The organism is Bradyrhizobium sp. 190, assembly GCF_023073415.1.
Classification (GTDB): Bacteria; Pseudomonadota; Alphaproteobacteria; order Rhizobiales; family Xanthobacteraceae; genus Bradyrhizobium.
Genome location: NZ_JADPJL010000047.1, coordinates 172179 through 189290 on the forward strand (window position 1 = coordinate 172179; position 17112 = coordinate 189290).

Consider the following 17112-nt stretch of genomic DNA (forward strand, 5'->3'; position numbering starts at 1 on the left):
AATGACGGCGGGATGGCCGTCGGGGAAGGTCGCCATGGTTGCGCGCAATTAAGGGCTGCGCAAGCGGACTTAAACGAGGGGCTGCCTCAAATAACCGGATAGCTCAGTTCGAACCGCCGGGATGCTTGGCGCGCCAGGCCGGACCCGGGCCGCGCATATAGTGCTGTTCCGGGCGGTAGGGGTCGAACGCCTTGGCGATGAACTGGCGCAAGAAGGTGCGGAGCTCTGCCAACGGTTTTGCCAGTCCGGCGCTAGCATGCGCCGGGGAGGAAAGGGATGCCGAACCGATCGTAGCCATGACGCGGGCCCTTCGTTTTCAGTCGCGGCGGCTGGCCGCAAAACGCCTTTTTCGGCGCTGAGAACGACTTTTCGCCTGATTTATTAAAAGAAGGTTTCAATTGTCTGGATCTCGGCCCACATGGTGACCAACCCGTATTCATCCGTGGTGAACGGATGGAAAACGGGGTTCCCGTGGTTGCCCTTTGGTGGCCGCGCCGCTACATCAGCGGCAGCAAATCTCCGTAAAATCCAACCGTTTCCAGGGATCGCGATGGCTCGCCAGTTCGTCTATTTCATGCAGGGTTTGACCAAGAGCTATCCAACCCGGAAGGTGCTCGATAACGTCCATCTCTCGTTCTACCCCGACGCCAAGATCGGCGTGCTCGGCGTCAACGGCTCCGGCAAGTCGACGCTGCTCAAGATCATGGCCGGCCTCGACAAGGAGTATAATGGCGAGGCCTGGGTCGCCGAGGGTGCCCGCGTCGGCTATCTCGAGCAGGAGCCGCACCTCGATCCTTCCAAGTCGGTTCGCGAGAACGTCATGGAGGGCGTCGCCAAGCAGAAGGCGATCCTCGATCGCTACAACGAACTGGCGATGAACTATTCGGATGAGACCGCCGACGAGATGACCAAGTTGCAGGACGAGATCGAGGCCGCAGGCCTCTGGGATCTCGACAGCAAGGTCGACCAGGCGATGGACGCGCTGCGCTGCCCGCCCGACGATGCCGATGTGACCAAGCTTTCGGGCGGCGAGCGCCGTCGCGTCGCGCTCTGCAAGCTGCTGCTCGACCAGCCGGAACTCCTGCTGCTGGACGAGCCGACCAACCATCTCGACGCCGAGTCGGTGTCGTGGCTGGAAGGCCATTTGCGCAACTATCCCGGCGCGATCCTGATCGTGACCCACGACCGCTATTTCCTCGACAATGTCACGGGGTGGATCCTCGAACTCGATCGCGGCAAGGGTATTCCCTACGAGGGCAATTACTCGTCCTGGCTGGTGCAGAAGCAGAAGCGCCTCGAACAGGAGGGCCGCGAGGATGCCGCGCACCAGAAGACCCTTGCCCGCGAGCAGGAGTGGATCGCGTCCTCGCCGAAGGCGCGCCAGGCCAAGTCCAAGGCGCGCTACCAGCGCTATGAGGATCTGTTGAAGCAGGCGAGCGAGAAGCAGACCACGACCGCGCAGATCACCATTCCCGTGGCCGAGCGGCTCGGCCAGAACGTCGTCGACTTCGAAGGGCTCCACAAGAGCTTCGGCGACCGCATGCTGATCGAGGATCTCACCTTCAAGCTGCCGCCGGGCGGCATCGTCGGCGTGATCGGCGCGAACGGCGCCGGCAAGACCACGCTGTTCCGGATGATCACCGGGCAGGAGAAGCCGGACCAGGGCACCATTACCGTCGGCGAAAGCGTGCACCTCGGCTACGTCGATCAGTCGCGCGACGATCTCGACGGCAAGAAAAACGTTTGGGAGGAGATTTCCGGCGGCAACGAACTGATCCTGCTCGGCAAGCGCGAGGTGAACTCGCGCGGCTATTGCTCCTCGTTCAACTTCAAGGGCGCCGACCAGCAGAAGAAGGTTGGCGCGCTGTCGGGCGGTGAGCGCAACCGCGTGCATCTGGCCAAGATGCTCAAATCCGGCGCCAACGTGCTGCTGCTCGACGAACCGACCAACGATCTCGACGTCGATACGCTGCGCGCGCTGGAAGAGGCGCTGGAGGATTTCGCCGGCTGCGCCGTCATCATCAGCCACGATCGCTGGTTCCTCGACCGCATCGCCACGCACATCCTGTCCTTCGAAGGCGACAGCCATGTCGAATGGTTCGAAGGCAACTTCCAGGACTATGAGAAGGACAAGATGCGGCGGTTGGGGCAGGACAGCATCATCCCGCATCGCGTGAAGTACAAGAAATTGACGCGGTGATTTCAGGCAAAGGCCGATGCGTTCGGGCCGGGGAAGAAGTCGGCTAACAAGTGTCGTCTCTGCGAACGCAGGGACCCATGCGTGAGCGCCCCGCGCTCATCGCGATACCGCGTGATCTATCGGTAAAGCGTGGTGGCTGACACTCTGCGTTAATCAACTAGGACTGTGGGCTACTGAAGCGAAGCTATCTCCCCGCCTGCCCTTCACACCGGCCGCGGCGTATGGGCCCCTGCGTCCGCAGGGGCGACAGGTTGATAGGTTGTTCTCGCCTTTCCCCACGGTCGTCCCTGCGAACGCAGGGACCCATACCGCGTGATCTATCGATATGGCAGTATCGCCGATGCCTTCTAACGCAACTGCGTTCGGCGGCTATGGGTTCTGCGTTCGCAGGGACGACCCTGTCGCTAGACTGCCTGAGGGGCGCGCAACACCGCTATTTTGCCTTGAAGCTGCGGCTAACGTGACGATCCGGTAATATGCGCTGCGGCCAGTTGTCGCTTCACACCGCGGTCAGATTGCGTAGATATAGGCCTCCTTCCGCAATTCGAATCCCTGCAGCGAGCCTTCCCTGATGTCCCTTACTCCCGAAACACCCTTGCCGCCCAAAGCTCAGAGGAAGGCATTGCGTCCGGTCCCGCTGCTGATCTTCAGCTCCCGCTGGCTGCAACTGCCGCTCTATCTTGGCCTGATCGTCGCGCAGGGCGTCTATGTGGTGCTGTTTCTGAAGGAGTTGTGGCACCTGTTCGCCCACGCCTTCGATTTCAGCGAGCAGCAGATCATGCTCGCGGTATTGGGCCTGATCGACGTGGTGATGATTTCCAACCTGCTGGTGATGGTCATCGTCGGCGGCTACGAGACGTTCGTTTCCCGTCTCAATCTGGAAGGACACCCCGATCAGCCGGAATGGCTCAGCCACGTCAACGCCAGCGTGCTCAAGATCAAGCTCGCGATGGCGATCATCGGCATCTCGTCGATCCATCTTTTGCGTACCTTCATCGAGGCCGGTGGATTGGCCTCGGGAAAGTCCTCCTATACCGAGACCGGCGTGATGTGGCAGACCATCATCCACACGGTTTTCATTCTGTCGGCGATCGGCATTGCCTATGTCGACAAGCTGTCGAATAGTTCCTCCGAACAAGCCAAACAGGCTGTCTCGCATTGATGGGCAACGCGGCGATCGACAGGATTCCGATTTGCGACAGAGGTTGATAGCCGCGGTTCTGATACTGGCAGCGATGACGCCGGGCGCGGCGCGCCCGGTTCACGCCGCCGACGCGGCCTTCACCCAGTTCATTGCCTCGCTGTGGCCGGAGGCCCAGGCGGCCGGCGTGTCGCGCGCGACGTTCGATGCCGAGACGAAGGGGCTCGAGCCCGATTACAAATTGCCCGATCTCTTGCTGCCGGGCCGGCCCGCCACCGGCGCGCCGTCGCAGGCCGAGTTCGTGCAGGTGCCGGCCGACTACGTGAAGGAAGCCTCGATCGCGCGGTTGGCGGCGGAGGGGCAGAAGCTGATGCAGAAGCATCGCGCGGCCCTGAACGAAATTGAAAAGCGTTTCGGCGTTCCTTCAAGCGTCGTGCTCGCGATCTGGGGCCGCGAGACGGACTATGGCCGCTACCGGCTACCCTATGACACGCTGCGCGTCGTCGCCACGCAGGCTTATGTCGGCCGGCGCAAGGACCAGTATCGGGGCGAGTTCATTCTGGCGCTGAAGCTTCTCGGTGAGGGCGCCGTGGCGCGCAGAGATTTTCGCTCATCCTGGGCCGGCGCGACGGGCCTCACGCAATTCCTGCCGTCCGAGTACTACAAGCACGGCGTCGATCTGGACGGCGATGGCAAAGTCGACATCTGGAATTCGGTGCCGGATGCGCTGGCCGCCGCCGCGCAGCAGCTCGTCAACAAGGGCTGGCAGGCGGGCGTGCGCTGGGCCTACGAGGTGAAGGCGCCCGCCAATGTCGATTGCACCATGGGCGTGCCGGAGGTGACCAAGCCGATCGCCGAATGGCTGCGCGCGGGTTTTGTGCCGGTGCGCGGACAGAAACTGAGCGCGGCCGAGCAGGCGCAGCCGGCCTCGCTGTTGCAGGTGGAGGGCATCTACGGCCCGGCGTTCCTGACCACGAAGAACTACTTCGTCATCAAGGAATACAATTTCTCCGACTTATATGTGCTGTTCGTCGGCCATCTCGCCGACCGCATGACCAACCCGCAGCCGTTCGCGACGCCGTGGTCGGCCTCGACGCAGTTGCGCTCCGCGGATGTCGAAGCCATGCAGCGCCATCTGACGCGCATCGGCCTCTACAAGGACAAGCTGGACGGCAAGGCCGGCATGCTGACCCGCGCAGCGCTCGGCGCGTATCAGAAGTCCGCCGGCCTCAAGGTCGACTGCTGGCCAAGCGAAGCAGTGCTGCGCGCGATGGGTGGGGGGCGTTAGCCGCTGTGTACCCTCATCGTGGGGAGAGGTGCGCTGTTTCTTTTCGTAGCGCGGATGAGAGCGAAAATTGTCACGACGAGATCGGATCACCCTCCCCTGGAGGGGGAGGGTCGGCTCGCATGAGCGCAGCGAAATGCGAGACGGGGTGGGGTGATCTCTCAACTCGGGCACTGTTGGACGTGGAGAGACCATCACCCCACCCCGCCGCTCATTTCATGAGCGTCGACCCTCCCCCTCCAGGGGAGGGTAAGAAGTAACGCAGCCACAAAGAAAAAGCCCGGCCGAGATATCGGCCGGGCTTTCGATCAAGACGCAGCTCGCGCCGATCGATCAGATCAGTGGCAGACCTCGACGCGGCGATAGCGCCAGTCATAGCCGTCCCAGAAGCGCTCGCGAACCATGCGGCACGCCGGGTAGGGCGCTTCTTCCACATACACCGGTCCGCCGTAGGCCGGGCGGCTGGAGGCGATTGCGCCACCGATGATCGCGCCGCCGAGCAAGCCGGCCGCCACGCCTGCGGCAACGCCGCGCTGTGCGCTTGCGGGTGTCGAGGCAAGCGAGCCGGCAATCGTTGCGACCGCGACCAAGGCAGCAAATGTCTTCTTCATGTCCTGGGCTCTCCTGGGGTGGCGCCTTCGAGCGCCGGGTTTAGGGATGACTCACACGCTGTTTCGAACTGCCGCTTCGCTAAAAAAGCGCACATGGGTCAATCGAAAGTAAACGTTGCCGAAGCGTGGCCGGAAAAAGAGGTCTTTTTCGGGCCGAAAATGGCGTGCATTCCGGAAAAGCCGCGCTGTTCCGGAATGCTGGATGCAATTTAATGAAGATGAACGGCAGTTCGCTAGTCGCAAACCCTGACATCGCGGACCCGCCAGCCATAACCGTCCCAGAAGCGCTGCCGCTGCCAGATGCAGGATTCGCCGTAGCCGGGATCGACGACATAGGCCGGGCGGCCATAGCCGGGCGCATAATAGCCCGGGCCATAATAGTAGCCGTTCTGCGAAGCAATCGCGCCGCCGACGATGGCGCCGCCGATCAATCCAGCCGCGACGCCCGCCGCGACACCACGCTGCGCATGGGCGGGAGCCGGGATCGCCACGGCGGAAACGGTCAATGCTGCGGCGGCACCGAGCGCCATCAATGTCTTCTTCATGGCCTCACCTTTCTCGTGGGAAGCAGGGAACGTTAAGTCCATCACAGAGAAAAGTTCCACATTTCGCTTGAATGATCAATGAACGGCCCGGTGGGCTGGGCGACGAAAATGCGAGGGCTGGGGCGTGACGGTGCAAAGATACCAAAGCTCCTTGGCTCGCTCTGGCGTGAAAGGACGTAAATGAGCGGAACGGCGGCATTCATGGTGGCGGTCGGCGGCGCGTCGCTGATCTGCTACCTCTTGATGAACAGGGTACAAAACCGCGGGACCCGGCGCGAGAGCGCGGGTGACGGCGCTTACTCCGGCAGTGGCGGCAGCGACAGTTCCAGCTCAAACGGCTGGAGCCTGTTTTCCTGGAGCAGCAGCGAAAGCTCTTCGCCCCATGATTCCGCTTCGTCCCGCGACAGCGGAGGGGGCGGCGATGGCGGCGGTGGTGGCGATTGATGCCGAAAACACTGGAAAATCAGCACAGGATTTACCGCAACACCGCTGTTTAGATTCATTCCAGTATTTCCCGCGCATCAGTTTGGAATTGCTTGAAAATGCGGCTTTTCCTTTTGCATCTCGTCGCGCTCTTAAATATCGATGAGGTGGCATCACCAAGGGTTCTAGCGGTTTCATGATTGTCTGTTCCTGCAACGTCCTGAGCGACCACGATGTCCGGAGTGCCGTGAGTGCGGCTTCGGACCTGCCGCGAAATCCCAAACAGATTTACGGTTGCCTCGGCTGCAGCGCCGAATGCGGTCGCTGCGCGCGCACCATCAAGACCATCATCGACGAAGCGCTCGGCGCCTGCGCCAAGGAATGCTGTTCCGGTTGTCCCCACAGCCGCCACGCGGCCAACGACGAGCCCGCGCAGGAAGCGGCCCCGGCCTTCGCGCTCGCGGCCTGCTGAAAACCCCTTAAAATCCACCGATTTACGCCGTTCCCACCGCTTTTTTCGCGGAACAGTTGCTCTCGGCTCCAAACTGATTTAGAACCGTTATTAGAAACGTTCTAAAGTTAGGGTCAGGCCGTCTTTGGCCTGAAAAAATCGGAGTGGACCATGCAGGGCGATCCCAAAGTCATCGACTATCTCAACAAGGGCCTGCGCAGCGAGCTCACCGCGATCAACCAGTACTGGCTGCATTACCGGCTCCTGAACAATTGGGGCCTTTTGGAAATGGCCAAGGTCTGGCGCAAGGAATCCATCGAGGAGATGGAGCACGCCGACAAGTTCACCGACCGGATACTGTTCCTCGACGGCTTCCCCAACATGCAGGTGCTCGATCCCTTGCGCATCGGCCAGAACGTCAGGGAAATCATCGAATGCGATCTCGCCTCCGAGATCGCTGCGCGCACGCTCTACCAGGAAGCCGCAACCTACTGCCATAGCGTGAAGGACTACGTCTCACGCGACCTGTTCGAGAAGTTGATGAAGGACGAGGAACATCACATCGATTTCCTCGAAACCCAACTCGACCTGATCCAGCGCATCGGGCTCGAGCTCTACACGCAGAAGCATGTCGGCGGCCTGGAGAACGGGGACTGAGTGTTTCGCTCGCTTTAGCAACTCCATCGTCATGGCCGGGCTTGTCCCGGCCATCCACGTCTTGGGTTCGACGCGCAAGTAAGTCGTGGATGCCCGGGTCAAGCCCGGGCATGACGACGAGAGAGCAATCTCAAAGCTGCGTCTTGTAGCGCTCGTAAATCACGTCCTGGCTTTCGCGCTCGCCGAGGCCGGTCTGGTCGTGGATCACTTCGCCGATGCTCGGCATCACCGAGCGCTCGACCCGCTCACCCGCCCATAGTTTTGAGCGCATCAGCGCCTTGCCGCAGTGGAAATAGACCTCCCTCACGTCGATGCGCAGCACCGCGCGCGGCGGCTTGCCGAACTCCACCATCGAGGCCATCAGCTCCGGGTCGACAGACACTTTGCCCCTGCCGCCGACGCGCAGCGTCTCGTCGATGCCGGGGACGAAGAAGATCAGTTGCACGAAGCCTGATCCCTCGACGATGTTGCGAAAACTGTCGATGCGGTTGTTGCCCGAGCGATCCGGCATCAGCAGCAGGTTCGCTCCCGCGACATGGATGAAGCCGGGATTGCCGCCGCGCGGCGATGCATCGACGCTGCCGTCCGAGCCTGAGGTGGCCAGCACGCAGAACGGCGACATGCCGATGAACTTCTTCGCGTGGGCGTCGATCTCCGGCCGCGCCTTGGCGATCACGCGGGGCGAGGGCGCGGGATAGATCGTGGCGAGGTCGTCGGCGGAAAAATCGGTCACGGGCGGCTCCGTTCAGTTTCGTCCAAGATTATCATCCCGTGGCACGGGCGTCATCTCGAGAGAATCTAGACCGCGTCCGCCGGCACGAAGCAGCTGATGATGATGCTGCCGCGGTGGTGCACGTACCACACCACGGCTTCGCCGATCGGGTTGCCCTGATCGCGAATGACCGCGCGCTCGGGCACCTGCATCCATTGGCCCTCGATCGGAACCCAATAGGCGCCGGCGCGAACGTCGTAGCTGGTGCGATGCCCGTCCGACTCGTCGCAGCAGGGCACGCCGTTCGGTGCAATCACGCTCTTGAACCAAGCGCGGATATCAGGCGGCACATGGCCGAACTGGCCTCTGTCGACGGCGAGCGTCGTGCTGGCCAGCATCGCCAGAAAGGCGATCAAAACGAATTGCGCGAGCCTCCGCATCCGATCCTCCGCTGTGTTCCCCTTGTCCTCGCGAGCATGCGACCCACGAATCGTACCCCGGACAATTCAACCGGACTCCGCTTGCGGATGCGCGCTCAAATAATATGCGATGGGGTCGTTCCCGAATTGATGCGTTGCGAAATCAGAACTTCTGGCGGATCGTCCTGTACACAGATTTGATGCGAGCCGCGGCTGGCTCTGCACTCGCGCCGAACTGGTAGCTGCCTCTAATAGTGGCAGCACGAACGTGCTATCGACCGGTCTCGCCGCCCGTGGTTGGTGGAAGCAGCCGCTCCACGGTCATCACCACGATTGGAAATGCCTTGGGCACGAACCCGAAGATTGCGATAGCCTTGCTTTCACCCGTGGGATTGCTGTTTGCGCTCCCGGTCTTGCTCTGGGCTTTCAGCTTCACCGAACGCTTCGGGCTGGAGAAATGCAGCATCGGCTCAATTGGCGATGCTGAATATCAGAACATATTGTCGCGAGCCGGCGCGCAACACTGGACGGTATGGCCTGGTCTGTCGAACGGGGTGTTTTGGCCGTCGGACAGGGGCTTTCGAGGCCCGACGGAATCTTTCAACAGCAATCTGAATGATCAGCTTCTCTCGCACATCAGAGAGCTTGCTGGATCCGATCCGTCCGTTAATCGCCAACTGGCCTCGGCCCATGCCGTGATGCGGAGCATGGGCGCGGAATACGTCCAAACTCAGGAAATGCCGGACATGCGCCGGGATCGCACCAGTTCGCGCGTCTACTTCACATACTACTTGCCGCAGGTGCGTTTCGCGCCTGCGTGTGTTCTTTGCCTGATATGGTGGTACACGACCCTTGACGTGATCTTCTCTCATGACCTCGCCACCGACCGCTACGAGTTGCAGGCAATGAACGTTCTGCACGCTGGTCTGAAAGGTAGCCCTGACCAGAACAGGGCGCGCAACGTCCCATGGGGTAGCTGCCCTCAGTTTCGAAGATAATTCCGACGACATCGCGCCTTTGCTTCCATCGAAATCGGGTTCACATCGCCCGCTGCGGCGCGGTCTGCAGCAGTTCCTCCAGCTGCTTCTTGTAGAACTTCGCATTGCCGGTCGTGAGATGGCCCCGCGTTTCGCTCGAGGCAGGGATTAGGAACAGGCGGCCGTTCTTGACGCGCTTCATCGCGGCATCCGTGACGCCGGTTTCCGGCGGATTGCGCTCGTCGTCGGCGGCATTGATCAAGAGCAGCGTCGCTTCGATCTTCTCGAGCGCGGGCGCAGGATTGCAATCGTGCGAGGCCTCCCACTGGTAGATGAAGTCGTTGGCATCGGCGGTGATGGCGGTGGCCAGCCGGTCATCGACCATCTTGTCGGCCTTCGCCGCCGTCGGCGCCAGCGCCTGATAGGCCAGCGTGCCGCCGCCGGTCGCAATGCCAAAGGCGTTGATGGCGTATTTCATCATGCGCGGCTGGGTGATGTAGTTGCCGCGATTGTAATCGGGATCGTTCTTGATCGTTTCCAGCATCATCCGCCGCAGCATCCAGTTGCGCGCCGCCATCTCGGTCGGCTGCGACGCCATCGGCACCAGCGCGTCCATGAATTGCGGATATTTGCCGCCCCAGATCCAGGTGTGCATGCCGCCCATCGAATTGCCGATGACGAGCCGCAGATGTTTTACGCCGAGCCCTTCCTTGACCAGGCGGTATTGCGCGTCGACCATGTCCTCGTAATTGTATCTGGGAAATGCGGTCTTCATGCCGTCGGAGGGTTTTGACGATTTGCCGTGGCCGAGACCATCGGGAATGATGATGTAGTATTTCGCAGCATCCAGCGGCTGGCCGGGACCGAACAATTCGCCGCCAAAACCCGGCGTCAGCATGCTGGCGGCCGAGCCGCCCGAGCCGTGCAGCACCAGCACCGGCTGTCCTGTCGGCTCGCCGATCGTGGTGTAGTGCAGCCGCAGCTCCGGCATCGTCTCGCCGGTGTGCAATTTGAAGTCCCTGGCGATCCAGTCGCCTTGTTTCGGCGCGGGATAATCGGCGGCAAAAGCGGTGAAGGAGGTCAGGGCCAAAGCGGCGGCCGACAAGGCGGCGTACGGCAAATTCATGATGGTCTCCCCCACGGGCGCGGCTGTCTTTGCGGACCGCTTGGCAGGGAGCCTAGAGCCTTTTCCGTTCCGATGGAATCGGAACGGGACTCTAGATTTTTGATTTGACGCGTTTTCTTGACGCGAACCGGTCTCCACTTCGCTGGAAAACGCTCCAGCACACCGGCTATTTCATCGTCACCAGATCGCGGAACTAACCCTCGACTTCGGTTTCCGGCCGGTCATTGCCGGCGGCGGTCTCGGAGTGCCATCGTCCATCCGGGGTTTCGTATTCGATCATCTCCGTGCGGCCAGGCACCCGCTGCTCGGCGGCCGCGCGCCGGGCGGCCGCCAGCGCCGCGGCGCGGTTCGGAAACGGTTCGGAAAACACGCCGTTGACGGTATAGGCCCAGCCGCCGTCATGCTCGACGATCTTGTAGGTCACATGGGTCATCGGGAACTCGCTGTTTGCAGGTGCCGACAGGGGTGAACGCGCCGTGTGATTCATGACAGAATAGGCCACGCCGTCGGATTTTGCACCGGCCGTTCGTCCTTGACCGACGACTGGTGCAGAGGAGAAAATCATGTGCCGCAACATCAAGACCCTATTCAATTTTGATCCCCCGGCTACCCACGCCGAAATCCATGCTTCCGCGCTGCAATTCGTGCGCAAGCTTTCCGGCTTCAATTCGCCGTCGCAGGCCAACGCCGAGGCGTTCAACCGCGCGGTTTCCGAAGTGTCCGACAGCGCGCGGCGCTTGCTGGCCTCGCTGCAGACCAACGCCGCGCCGCGCGACCGCGAGATCGAGGCCGAGAAGGCGAGGGAGCGCTCGCGGGCTAGGTTCGGCTAGGCGTGGACGCACAGCGGATGTATCGATCATCCGCACCGCGGCCAGCGCATCCATGATCCGACCCCAGATGCCAGCCCTGCCGCAGCCGACACGTACGGGTTGCGCAATGAGCCGGCCTAACGGTTGACGCTTGGCCGACCTTCAAACAAGTCAATTCTCTTATCGTGCGACGATCTCACAAACGCCCTAGGGCTGCTGTGCTCCTGCCTCCCTTCCGTCAAACCAGGATCGCCTCTTCCTTCAAGAATTTGGAAGAACCGTCGGTGGAGGTACCAATGTTATACTCGCAAAGCCCACCACTGACAGCCGATGAACCTTCGTCCGGCGGGTTTGCGCGCGATCCGGACGTCCGATCCGATCAGCGCGTTGGTAGACGGCGCGTGAAGCCGTCGATCGATCCTCCCCATCACTACCGCTTCGGGGAGGGGCCGCTGGCGAGTGGCCGGCCGTCGGTTGGCAGGCGAATATTCCGCTCCCTTACCCGGTTTTCTATTGCGGTTCTCATCGGTGTCGGCGCAACGCTTGGCTGGCAGTCCTACGGTGATGCAGCAAAGGAAATGCTGGTAGCCCGGGCTCCGGCGCTGGCCTGGGTGGTATCCGTTTCGACGACGAAGCCGCCAGTCGTAGCCGCAACTTCCACTGACCCGATCCAGCAGCTTGCGCCCTTGGCATCCAATCTCGATGTCGTGCGGCGCAGCGTAGAACAACTCGCTGCCAAGCAAGAACAGATGGCCCAGAACATTGCGGCGCTACGGGCTGCTGAGGAGAACTTCAGACAGAAGATGTCATCCACGCCTCCGGCCCCGGCCCAGCAGGCGGCCTCCATCCCGCAGCCCAAACCTCCGCAACCCAAGATCGACTCTCGCCTGCCGCCTTCCGGACCACAGCTCTCGCGCTGACGGCCCGGATCGCCGGCGGCGATCGCTCAGCCTTGATCAGCGGCTGGGAGGCGACAAGCGCATCGTTGAGTTGACCGCCTCGCCAGTCCCAGGGGTGAGCCAATTTTGGCAGACTCGACCCGACGACCGTGCTAAGGTTTATGTTCTTGGGTCGATCGCCGGTCTCCCGGATTGAGGTGCTGCGTGTCTACGGTTACGCCTTTCCCAGGACCTTCGCACCCGCCGAACACCAGCCAGGATGATTTCGAGCGTGAGGTCGCTGCCCGCTTTGGCCTTGTTCCGAATTTTTTCCGATCTGCACCGGACGCACCTTTGGTCGTTCGCGAATTGTGGCTGTTCGCGAAGTCGGCCTATCTGGACAGCCCCATCCCAACGCTGTTCAAGGAACGGCTCTTTGTCTATCTCTCCCGCTTTTGCGAAGTTCGCTACTGCATTACGCGACACTGCGGCTTCCTATTGGGACTAGGTCGGTCGGCCGGCGATCCAGACGCACCGGTGATGACGATTGCCCAGGTGGTTCGTCTGCTCCAGCGCCCCATACCTTCCGATGAACACGTTGGTGAGGCGCTCGCCCGCCTAGAAGCCGTCGCAGGACCGATCGATTGGCCCTCACCCGAGACCTCCTACGATGAGGACCTTCTAACTGCGGCCACCGTGCTTTTTCTTCAACCAGCGCGCGCCGACCGAGCGAAGCAAGCACTGCGCACCGCGCTTGGCGGCGAAAAATTCGAGCTGCTGATCGGGTTTCTGACGTTTATCCGGTCAGCTCACTATTGGACATTGATGCATCCGGAGTTGGCCCTTGAAGACGACGTAAAGGAGCTGCTGCGCGAGCATGAGAAACTCGCCAAGCTGCTGTTGGAAGATTCTGAAGCTGGCCGTTGTGAAATGGGGACACGGCTGTTTGAGGAACTCGCATCCCTACGCGAACTCAACGAACGAGACGAGCTTAGAAAGGCAAAGCTTGCCCTTGAAGAGAGCGGACGGCAAAAAGACCTGCTGATGAAGGAGATCGATCACCGCATCAAAAACAGCCTGCAGATTGTGTCGAGCCTACTGTACATGCACGCCAACACCGCCGGCGACGCTGCAGGTCAATTCCACAATGCCGCCGCGCGGGTTGCGGCTATCGCCGCCGTTCATAAACAACTTCATAGATCTGACGACGTCGGAACGGTCGCGCTTGATCAATATCTCATAGACCTTTGCCGGGAAATCACAGCGGCATCGAGCAGCCTCGATCAAGCCTGGACGCTGGACGTCGACGCCGACCCGCTCGTCATCCGAACTGATCTCGCGGTGCCGCTTGGCCTTATCGTCAACGAACTGGTCACGAACGCCCTTCAGCATTCGCGACCTTCGAGCGGAGGCGGGCGCGTGCAGATTGTGCTTAAAACCTCGCCCGGCAGTTTTTCAATCACTGTCTCCGATGAGGGCAATGGCCCGCCGCTACCCGCCGAGACGCAAACCTCTGGACTCGGCGCTCGAATGGTTCAGGCGTTCGCTAGCCAAATCGAGGCCACGATCACAAAAGGGCGCAGCCCTGAAGGTTATGCCGTTATGGTAACGGTCCCTCGTCGCGCGGATGCCCTCGATCAAACGTAGGGTGCCGATCGATCCGGATTCGACACCTCTTGTTGGCTCATCGCCTGAGGCTGGGATTGTCCGTGATTGGCGCTGCTCAGGCTACCGGGGCACCACCTGCCCGACCGTTGCCGATGAGGCAGCAGGGGGCGATTTCACCGAAGCTTCTCCGTGCGCATCGCTCGTTGTAATGGTTGCGACGACGTCGGCGGCTATCGTTTCAAGCAATGCGACTTCGTTTTCTTCCAGCGCGCGGGGTTCTGAGTCGAGAATGCACAGCGCTCCGATTATCAGACCGTCGGCCGCACGTAGCGGCGCGCCGGCATAGAAGCGCATGTTCCATTGGTCTATCGTCTCGTTATCGGCAAAGCGCGGGTCGCGCTCGATATCCGAAACCACCAGCGTCTCCTCGTTAGCCACAACGTAGTTGCAGATCGCGTGTTCGCGGTCCATCGGCAGCAGCGTGCCTGTATCGTCGGTGATGGCATTTGGCAACTTGCCACTTTGTCCGACGAAGTATTCTCGGTCCTTATCGATGGTGGTGATCACGGCAAGGCTGGTGTTGAATACGTCGGCCGCGCGTTTGGCGAGTGCATCCAGAGCTTCACGTTTGTCACCCTCCAAGACCCCGGTCGCTTTGAGCGCGTCGACACGCTCTGCGTCGTTGTCAGGTATGGGGGCTTGCTGGGCTGCCTTGGCTTCTTCAGGAGCGACGATGCGGTGAATACGACGAACCGCCTCATCAACCGAAGTCACGACAGCATCGGCTTTGAGCGCTGCGAGGGATTCGTCAGTCAACAGTTCTGGCGGCGCGTTCCATAGCGCAAGGACGATGCGCATATTCGGCCATCGTCTTCGCAGACGTCGGCAGGCGTGGCGAGCGGGAATGGCCGGATTCGGCGTAAAGTAACTGAGGCAGACAATGTCTGCGCTCTTCAGGTCGAGCTTGGCCAGATAGTCGGCATTGATGCTTGCAGCGGGTTGGGAAGCTGCGGCGATTCCTGCGAAAGAGAGCGCATGGGCCAGCATCTCGCCGGCGAGGGCATCGATCTCCCATTTCCCTCCGATGCACAGGACCCTAGGCTTTGCCTCCGGACTCAGGGAGGAGGGGTATTGATCCTTCAGGTCGTCGAGCAGCGTATCCATTCCGCTTGCCAGGCGCAGCCGGTGCTCGGCGCTCGCGTTCTGCAGATATTCCTCGCTTGCCAGACGAAGGACCTCAATGCCGATTTCATCATAGAATGATACGATCGAAGATTTTTCGATCTCGGTGCTTGCGATCTCGACAGCTTCGTCGGCATCATCTGCAATCAGCCGCTGATAGATGCGGGCCGGAACATCCAGTGCAGGCGTCGAGCCGAGCATGGTGGCGAGGAAGCGCAACTGCGGCAGATTGCGCCCAAGAACCAGCAGACAAACCGTGAGGGGGGTGGAGAGGATCAGCCCTACGGGACCCCAAAGCGCTGTCCATAATATGGCCGCGGCGATCAGCGCTATGGCCGACAGGCCGGTACTGGAACCATAGAGCAGCGGCTCGACAATGTTGTTGCTTGTCAACTCGAGGACGACGATCAGCGCAACAGTCCAAAGCAGCATGCTCCAGCCGCTGTCGACGGCAAAGGCGAGCGCGACTGGAAAGATCGCAGCAATCAGCGGGCCGACATAGGGGACGAAGCGCATGACCGCGCCGACGGCGCCCCACAGCAGGGCGCCGGGTACGCCGATGATCCAGAGGCCGGCAGCTAGCGGCACGCCGTAGCTGACGTTTACGAGTAGCTGCATCAGAAGGTATCTGCTGATACGTGCGCCAGCCTCCTGAATCGCGTCGGTCGAGCGATGGAAGTTCCCTCCCAACAGCCGCAGAAGCCGGTCGCGAAGATCGCCGATATCAAGCAGCGCCAGAAAGACGAAGATCAGGATGATGCCGGCGGTCGCCAGGGGCTCCGCTGAGCGCACAACCCAGGCAAATACCTGCTCGAACGGCGTTTGCGGTGTGGGGACGATTTCGACGCGCTGCGGGACGGGGCCGTCCGCGGGCTTAGTGTCCTTTGACTCCACCTCCTTCTGTAAGCGTTCGACGGTTCTCAGGACGCCGTCTAAAAATCCCGGTGCTTTGAGATTTTGGCGCAGATCCGACAGCTTCGTCAGTATCGTCGATTGATAGGCCGGCAATTCGACCGCGATCGAACGGACCTGGGCGCCGAGAATGACGCCTAGTCCTGCCAGAGCGCACACGACGGTCACCATGACCAGGCTCGTCGCGAGCAGTCTGGGCAGGCCTCGTCGGACAAACCAGGTGACCGGCGGGTTCAGTGCGAAAGTGATGAGGAAGGCGATCGCGAGCGGTATGAGGATATCGCGGCCGTAGTACAGGCCGGCAAGAAGGATAGCGGCCGTCACCAGGGCGGCCGCGATTTTCACAATATCCAGATCGCGAGACGTGACCGAATCCCCGCGGACTCGGCTTGGTAGAACCCTTGGGGCTGTGGGCAAATTAGGCATTTTGCTCCGCCTCACACCAAAACGCGAACGGACCCGGCAAGTTCCCCTTATGCCATTCGTCCCGCGAGTTGGGCACGCGCAATAACTGAGCCGGGCTCCCTGTGGGCATATCCGACAAAGCACCCTCACTACGCTTGAACTGGAAATGAGGGGGAATTCTCCAGGTTCAGTTCGTCGGGCCTGGGGGCATCGATTACGTCAACCCTGGAGACGATCCGAGCAAGAAGCAATCGCAGCCCGGATTCGGCATTGAAGTGCCCTTCCCAAAAGGTGCTCTCCACTGCCGACGTAATGATCGAATAAGGAGGCTGCATGCTGCGGTGCATGAGTCCGGAGCTAGCACTTTTCGGACCTCACCCGATGTCCGACGTGAGTCCGGAATGCGCATCCAAGCGGAAGTCCGCCAGCCACTCTGGATTTATGGGGTCACAGCCGCCCGGTTCCGGCGTGGCGTGATGCACCTCACGGTGCAACGGGGCGGTGGCGTCCAGGATGGTATCGGATGTCAGCCATCGGAGGGATGCCATGGATCAGGCAAAGCGATTGAAGCTCGCCGCCGTTTTCTTCACCATCTTCTGGATCGGCGGGATGCTGTGGTGGAGCGGCGAATATCATCCCGCCTACATCATCCTTCTTGCCGTTTGCGGGACCATCGGAGGCTATCTCTGGTACCTTGCCATGCGCTGGGTATTTCAGCACATGCACCTGCTCAACGGCGATTATGGCGGCGGCCGGGAGACGCCGTGAGGC

At 61.1% G+C, this 17112-nt stretch carries 20 protein-coding genes; 12 read left to right on the plus strand and 8 right to left on the minus strand.

Annotated features, from left to right (window positions below; translation table 11 throughout):
- Positions 1–103 precede the first annotated feature (103 nt).
- The gene (locus tag IVB22_RS25165; RefSeq protein WP_247519938.1) at positions 104–298 is read right to left on the minus strand and encodes a hypothetical protein; all 195 of its coding nucleotides are present in this window, start codon (positions 296–298) and stop codon (positions 104–106) included.
- A 252-nt stretch (positions 299–550) separates the two neighbouring features.
- Between IVB22_RS25165 and ettA the strand changes: the two genes are divergently transcribed.
- From ettA to IVB22_RS25180, 3 genes are all read left to right on the plus strand, one after another.
- A complete protein-coding gene (gene ettA / locus IVB22_RS25170) occupies positions 551–2200 on the plus strand; it encodes an energy-dependent translational throttle protein EttA (protein WP_247519939.1) in 1650 nt (549 codons plus the stop codon).
- Between the two features lie 571 nt (positions 2201–2771).
- The gene (locus IVB22_RS25175) at positions 2772–3362 is read left to right on the plus strand and encodes a TIGR00645 family protein (protein ID WP_247519940.1); all 591 of its coding nucleotides are present in this window, start codon (positions 2772–2774) and stop codon (positions 3360–3362) included.
- A 73-nt stretch (positions 3363–3435) separates the two neighbouring features.
- Entirely contained in the window at positions 3436–4629 is a 1194-nt protein-coding gene (locus IVB22_RS25180) for a lytic murein transglycosylase (protein ID WP_247520125.1), read from the plus strand.
- A 335-nt stretch (positions 4630–4964) separates the two neighbouring features.
- Here the strand turns inward: IVB22_RS25180 and IVB22_RS25185 are convergent, their stop codons facing one another.
- Entirely contained in the window at positions 4965–5237 is a 273-nt protein-coding gene (locus IVB22_RS25185) for a hypothetical protein (protein ID WP_247519941.1), read from the minus strand.
- A gap of 233 nt (positions 5238–5470) precedes the next feature.
- Positions 5471–5782 carry a hypothetical protein gene (locus IVB22_RS25190; RefSeq protein ID WP_247519942.1) on the minus strand — a complete coding sequence of 104 codons (312 nt, stop codon included), beginning with the start codon at positions 5780–5782 and terminating at the stop codon, positions 5471–5473.
- A gap of 180 nt (positions 5783–5962) precedes the next feature.
- Here IVB22_RS25190 and IVB22_RS25195 point away from each other — a divergent pair, with 180 nt between their 5' ends.
- The 4 genes from IVB22_RS25195 (at position 5963) to bfr (ending at position 7313) form a co-directional block, all read left to right on the plus strand.
- Positions 5963–6226, plus strand: a complete 264-nt coding sequence (locus IVB22_RS25195; RefSeq protein ID WP_247519943.1) for a hypothetical protein — start codon at positions 5963–5965, stop codon at positions 6224–6226.
- Entirely contained in the window at positions 6204–6371 is a 168-nt protein-coding gene (locus tag IVB22_RS25200; protein WP_247519944.1) for a hypothetical protein, read from the plus strand. Before IVB22_RS25195 ends, IVB22_RS25200 begins: the two co-directional genes overlap by 23 nt.
- A 30-nt stretch (positions 6372–6401) precedes the next feature.
- On the plus strand, positions 6402–6677 hold the full coding sequence (locus tag IVB22_RS25205; RefSeq protein WP_247519945.1) for a bacterioferritin-associated ferredoxin: 276 nt from the start codon (positions 6402–6404) through the stop codon (positions 6675–6677).
- Between the two features lie 150 nt (positions 6678–6827).
- Entirely contained in the window at positions 6828–7313 is a 486-nt protein-coding gene (bfr, locus tag IVB22_RS25210; RefSeq protein ID WP_247519946.1) for a bacterioferritin, read from the plus strand.
- A 130-nt stretch (positions 7314–7443) separates the two neighbouring features.
- On the opposite strand, the gene IVB22_RS25215 is transcribed toward bfr, so the two are convergent.
- Both IVB22_RS25215 and IVB22_RS25220 read right to left on the minus strand, forming a co-directional pair.
- Positions 7444–8046: an MSMEG_1061 family FMN-dependent PPOX-type flavoprotein gene (locus IVB22_RS25215; protein WP_247519947.1), complete on the minus strand. Its 603-nt coding sequence runs from the start codon at positions 8044–8046 to the stop codon at positions 7444–7446.
- A gap of 65 nt (positions 8047–8111) precedes the next feature.
- Positions 8112–8465, minus strand: coding sequence for a hypothetical protein (locus IVB22_RS25220; RefSeq protein WP_247519948.1), 354 nt, complete (start codon positions 8463–8465; stop codon positions 8112–8114).
- 323 nt (positions 8466–8788) lie between these two features.
- Here IVB22_RS25220 and IVB22_RS25225 point away from each other — a divergent pair, with 323 nt between their 5' ends.
- Complete coding sequence (locus IVB22_RS25225; protein ID WP_247519949.1) at positions 8789–9442, plus strand: hypothetical protein; 654 nt, start codon at positions 8789–8791, stop codon at positions 9440–9442.
- Positions 9443–9482: 40 nt separating this feature from the next.
- On the opposite strand, the gene IVB22_RS25230 is transcribed toward IVB22_RS25225, so the two are convergent.
- Positions 9483–10547, minus strand: a complete 1065-nt coding sequence (locus tag IVB22_RS25230) for an alpha/beta fold hydrolase (protein WP_247519950.1) — start codon at positions 10545–10547, stop codon at positions 9483–9485.
- Positions 10548–10740: 193 nt separating this feature from the next.
- Positions 10741–10980, minus strand: a complete 240-nt coding sequence (locus IVB22_RS25235) for a DUF2188 domain-containing protein (protein ID WP_247519951.1) — start codon at positions 10978–10980, stop codon at positions 10741–10743.
- 130 nt (positions 10981–11110) lie between these two features.
- Here IVB22_RS25235 and IVB22_RS25240 point away from each other — a divergent pair, with 130 nt between their 5' ends.
- From IVB22_RS25240 to IVB22_RS41660, 3 genes are all read left to right on the plus strand, one after another.
- A complete protein-coding gene (locus tag IVB22_RS25240) occupies positions 11111–11377 on the plus strand; it encodes a DUF2277 domain-containing protein (RefSeq protein WP_214492275.1) in 267 nt (88 codons plus the stop codon).
- A gap of 380 nt (positions 11378–11757) precedes the next feature.
- The gene (locus IVB22_RS25245) at positions 11758–12276 is read left to right on the plus strand and encodes a hypothetical protein (protein ID WP_247519952.1); all 519 of its coding nucleotides are present in this window, start codon (positions 11758–11760) and stop codon (positions 12274–12276) included.
- Positions 12277–12459: 183 nt separating this feature from the next.
- Positions 12460–13881, plus strand: a complete 1422-nt coding sequence (locus tag IVB22_RS41660) for a sensor histidine kinase (protein ID WP_247519953.1) — start codon at positions 12460–12462, stop codon at positions 13879–13881.
- An 81-nt stretch (positions 13882–13962) separates the two neighbouring features.
- Here IVB22_RS41660 and IVB22_RS25255 read toward each other — a convergent pair whose 3' ends face one another.
- On the minus strand, positions 13963–16281 hold the full coding sequence (locus IVB22_RS25255; protein WP_247519954.1) for an AI-2E family transporter: 2319 nt from the start codon (positions 16279–16281) through the stop codon (positions 13963–13965).
- Between the two features lie 606 nt (positions 16282–16887).
- Here IVB22_RS25255 and IVB22_RS25260 point away from each other — a divergent pair.
- Entirely contained in the window at positions 16888–17109 is a 222-nt protein-coding gene (locus IVB22_RS25260) for a hypothetical protein (protein WP_247519955.1), read from the plus strand.
- The last annotated feature ends 3 nt before the right edge of the window (positions 17110–17112 follow it).

Bases quoted from the DNA above. Each gene is read 5' to 3' on its own strand.
- IVB22_RS25240 (WP_214492275.1), top strand. From the start codon at position 11,111: ATGTGCCGCAACATCAAGACCCTATTCAATTTTGATCCCCCGGCTACC.
- IVB22_RS25235 (WP_247519951.1), bottom strand. From the start codon at position 10,980: ATGACCCATGTGACCTACAAGATCGTCGAGCATGACGGCGGCTGGGCC.
- IVB22_RS25190 (WP_247519942.1), bottom strand. From the start codon at position 5,782: ATGAAGAAGACATTGATGGCGCTCGGTGCCGCCGCAGCATTGACCGTT.
- IVB22_RS25185 (WP_247519941.1), bottom strand. From the start codon at position 5,237: ATGAAGAAGACATTTGCTGCCTTGGTCGCGGTCGCAACGATTGCCGGC.
- IVB22_RS25230 (WP_247519950.1), bottom strand. From the start codon at position 10,547: ATGAATTTGCCGTACGCCGCCTTGTCGGCCGCCGCTTTGGCCCTGACC.
- IVB22_RS25205 (WP_247519945.1), top strand. From the start codon at position 6,402: ATGATTGTCTGTTCCTGCAACGTCCTGAGCGACCACGATGTCCGGAGT.
- IVB22_RS25165 (WP_247519938.1), bottom strand. From the start codon at position 298: ATGGCTACGATCGGTTCGGCATCCCTTTCCTCCCCGGCGCATGCTAGC.
- bfr (WP_247519946.1), top strand. From the start codon at position 6,828: ATGCAGGGCGATCCCAAAGTCATCGACTATCTCAACAAGGGCCTGCGC.
- IVB22_RS25200 (WP_247519944.1), top strand. From the start codon at position 6,204: ATGGCGGCGGTGGTGGCGATTGATGCCGAAAACACTGGAAAATCAGCA.
- IVB22_RS25180 (WP_247520125.1), top strand. From the start codon at position 3,436: ATGACGCCGGGCGCGGCGCGCCCGGTTCACGCCGCCGACGCGGCCTTC.
- IVB22_RS25220 (WP_247519948.1), bottom strand. From the start codon at position 8,465: ATGCGGAGGCTCGCGCAATTCGTTTTGATCGCCTTTCTGGCGATGCTG.
- ettA (WP_247519939.1), top strand. From the start codon at position 551: ATGGCTCGCCAGTTCGTCTATTTCATGCAGGGTTTGACCAAGAGCTAT.
- IVB22_RS25260 (WP_247519955.1), top strand. From the start codon at position 16,888: ATGGATCAGGCAAAGCGATTGAAGCTCGCCGCCGTTTTCTTCACCATC.
- IVB22_RS25195 (WP_247519943.1), top strand. From the start codon at position 5,963: ATGAGCGGAACGGCGGCATTCATGGTGGCGGTCGGCGGCGCGTCGCTG.
- IVB22_RS25175 (WP_247519940.1), top strand. From the start codon at position 2,772: ATGTCCCTTACTCCCGAAACACCCTTGCCGCCCAAAGCTCAGAGGAAG.